This window comes from Methylocaldum sp. (assembly GCF_039794385.1).
Lineage (GTDB): Bacteria > Pseudomonadota > Gammaproteobacteria > Methylococcales > Methylococcaceae > Methylocaldum.
In genome coordinates this window covers 1-3,367 of the sequence record NZ_JBDIVO010000437.1, presented here as the reverse complement: position 1 = coordinate 3,367, position 3,367 = coordinate 1, and the positions used below count along the sequence as shown (strand labels likewise).

General features: G+C 59.1%; 2 protein-coding genes. Both read right to left on the bottom strand.

The genetic code is table 11. The features are described 5' to 3' along the window. Positions 1 to 310: 310 nt before the first annotated feature. A complete protein-coding gene (locus ABJK70_RS22295) occupies positions 311 to 1,072 on the bottom strand; it encodes a response regulator transcription factor (protein WP_347259171.1) in 762 nt (253 codons plus the stop codon). A gap of 198 nt (positions 1,073 to 1,270) precedes the next feature. Continuing rightward, positions 1,271 to 2,914 carry an ATP-binding protein gene (locus tag ABJK70_RS22290; protein WP_077728628.1) on the bottom strand — a complete coding sequence of 548 codons (1,644 nt, stop codon included), beginning with the start codon at positions 2,912 to 2,914 and terminating at the stop codon, positions 1,271 to 1,273. Positions 2,915 to 3,367: the final 453 nt, after the last annotated feature.

Below are 3,367 nucleotides of genomic sequence, written 5' to 3'. Positions count from 1 at the left end.
TGGTATCCGCCCAGGGCAATCGCGAGCGCCGCCATCGACCATCGTAAAGGGGTGATGAAAAAAAGAAGGAACCGTGTAAAACATGATTCTTCCCCACGGGAGCCCCCACCCCGATATTCGCCTGCGGACAGGCCATGGATAACCCTATTCATGAGATGCACCTGGTGATGAGTTCGAACAATCGATTTGCCCGAATTATTTATTGTTCGTAATCCGCCGCCCCCGGAAGCCCACTTCGGGCATGCAGATAATACCGCAACGGATCGGCGTGGGCGCACATGAGTGTGCTTCAGCGTCCCCTGCGCTTTACTCAGGCCTCTGCGCCCCCCTGGGCGATCGCGTCCGATTCCTGCGAGGCGTCCAGCTTGTAGCCGTAACCCCGAACCGTCTTGAGAAGCTTATGGTCGTAATTCTCATCGATCTTGCGCCGCAACTGGCGGACGTACACGTCGACCACATTGGTCATGGGATCGGCGCTATAACCCCAAACCTGCTCCAGAATCCGCGTTCGGCTCAAAACCTTGCCGGGAGCCTTCATGAAACTCTCGAGCAGCGCGAACTCCTTGGGCGTCAGATCGATCACCTGATTGCCGCGCCGAACCTCATGGGTCTCCTGGTTCAGCACCAGATCGGCGATGCGGAGTTCCCTGGCCTCGCTCTTGATCCCTACTCCGCGCCGCCGCATCAGCGCTTCGATGCGTGCGAGCAATTCTTCGAACGAGAAGGGCTTGGTCATATAGTCGTCCGCTCCGGAGCGGAGGCCGGTCACCTTGTCCTGCACCGTATCCATGGCCGTCAGCATGAGTATGGGCGTGTCGACGTGATCGGCGCGCAGGCGCTCGCACACTTCGAGACCGGTAAGATCGGGCAGCTTTCGATCCAGGATGATCAACCGATAGGCCGCCGTGTTTCCCAGCGCGATGCCGTCCCGTCCGGTACGGGCGACATCCACCGCATACCCCTCGGCCTTCAACCCTCGTCTGACGAATTCGACGATACGCTCGTCGTCTTCCACCAGCAGAATATCCAAGGTCTTGTTACCTCTCCCAAAAAAAAGCGTTTTATTAGACATTTTGCGCATTCCGTTGGAGCAGGCTCTAGCCCGCGATCCCGAACGGCTGCCCATCGCGGGCTAGGTAGGATGGGCAAAGCGTAGCGTGCCCATCGAAACGTCTTCGTCGGCAAAGGATTGCCGACCTACTAGCCTCGGGCGCTACATCGCGACGAAATCAGCTCTAAAGCCCGTTCCCACAAAACGCCGGCCTTCGAGCTATGCGGCCGATTCTCGGACGTAGTCGAAATCGTCGGCGCTCGCATCGACAGCGCTGTCTTTCAAATCAACTTGCGGCAATGTTACTGCAAATGTCGTTCCCGCTTCTTCGCTGCTGTCCGCCGAAATCTCCCCGCCGTGCGCGGCCACGATGGCTTTTGCGACCGGAAGCCCGAGGCCGGTGCCGTCGTCGCTGGAACGGCGGGCGTTCGTGCTGCGGTAGTAACGGTCGAAGATCATCTTGAGGTCCTGGGCGGGAATGCCTATGCCGTGATCGATGACGCGCAGAAGCGCTTCCGTTCCGTCGCCCTCCAGATCGATGATGATCCGGCCGCCGGCATGCGAATATCGGCAGGCATTGTCCCCGAGAACGAAAATGATCTGTCGAAGCCGCTGTTTGTCGCCGCGGACCCACACCGGCGTATCCGTTACGTTCAGCGTCACCTCGATCGATTTCTCCTGCGCCAGCACACGTATATCCTCGGCCGCATTGACGACCAGTTCGACGAGATCGAGGGTTTCCCACTCGAACTGTAGGTTCGCGGTTTCGGCCCTGGCGAGGAACAACAGATCGTTGACCAGCTTACCCAATTGCAGCGACAGTTCGAGAATGCGCTGCAAGGATTCCTTGTACTCCTCGGCATCCTTGTTCCTCCCCCGAAGCGTCACTTCGGCCTCGCCGCGGATCACCGTAATCGGGGTGCGCAGTTCGTGACTGATATCGGCGAAGAACTGCCTCCGCGCATGATCCATGCGTTGCAGCTCGCCGTTGAGGTGGTTCAGCTCGAGCGTCCGCTCCGCCACCTTTTGTTCCAGCACAGTGCGCGCCTCGCCGAGCTTCCGCTGCTGGACTTCCAGCTCTTGCGCCATTTGATTGAAGTGCTTGGCGAGATAACCGAATTCGTCCCGGCTATCGATGGGAATGCGATAAGGGAGATTGCCGGCCGCGATTTCGTCGGTGCCTCGCATCAGGGCCTCGATCGGCCTTCGGATGCTTCTGAAAAGCATGGCGCCCGCGGCGATGCTGAAAACCACCGAGACGATGGCCGTGCTGATGGAAATCCAGCTGGAAAGCCCGATCAGCCCCATCAATCGCTCTCTCGCCACCAGGGCCCGCTCACGCTCGCGATTGATCGCATCATCGATCAGCGGGTCGAATTTGCGGTCGATGTCTTCCTCCAGAACTTCCGACAGCAGCAATAACGCCGCTTCGCGCCGACCCTCCTGCCGCAGGCGGTCGACCTGGTCGAACCGATTCATGCCGGCTTCGAGCGAGGCGCTCAGACGGGCGATGCTGTCCAGTTCGCTCTGACGGGTCTGCCAGACCTCGATATCGCTGGCGGCGTCCAGGTCGGTTGCCGCGGCTTTCCGCAGGCGTTCTACCGCATCGTGCAGACGCTGGCGGGACATCTCGACATCAGCCGCCGTGCCTTGCTGATCGACCAGGAGCAGATCCATGCGTTGCTTGAAATAGCGATAAGCTTCCCGGTAGAGCTGCTGATAGCGGTCGAACGCCTCGTAAGCCGACTGGCTGCGGGACGAATACAGGGCGATTTTGTGAGACCCCCAGTACAGCGTAAAGCCGAGCACGAAGACAAAACACAGAGAGATGGCGACAACCATCGCCAATCTGATACGCAACATGAGCTATCCCACCGAAGGATGAGGCCGATCGAATCCGGATTTCGTTTCGCCCGTTTTCATCAGCCAATAAGCGACAACAGCCGTTTTATTTGTCGGGGGATAGTAATACGAAAAGCGCCGAATGCCGAATTCGGGCGCATTTGTCGGAAAAGAATTGCCGACCAGCGAATGGATTCCTTTCCACAATACAAGTGCAGAATTCCGCCTCGTGTTCGAGGCTTATTCCTGTGGCAGTTCCTTGAATTTGTCGAGGGGCTTGTAATCCGGGGTCGCCACCAGCCCGGAGCTGGTGGCCAATGATGCTGTCCTTCACAGCCTCGAGATTGCCGCCGGCGACACCGGAATTCCGGGCCAGGTCGCGCAAACGAGGGTGAGGAGATCGAATTCCGGCAGGAGGTCCGCGTCGGCGGAACCGGGCGAGGGAATCCAGTAGGCCAGCCGGGCGTCGGCGCC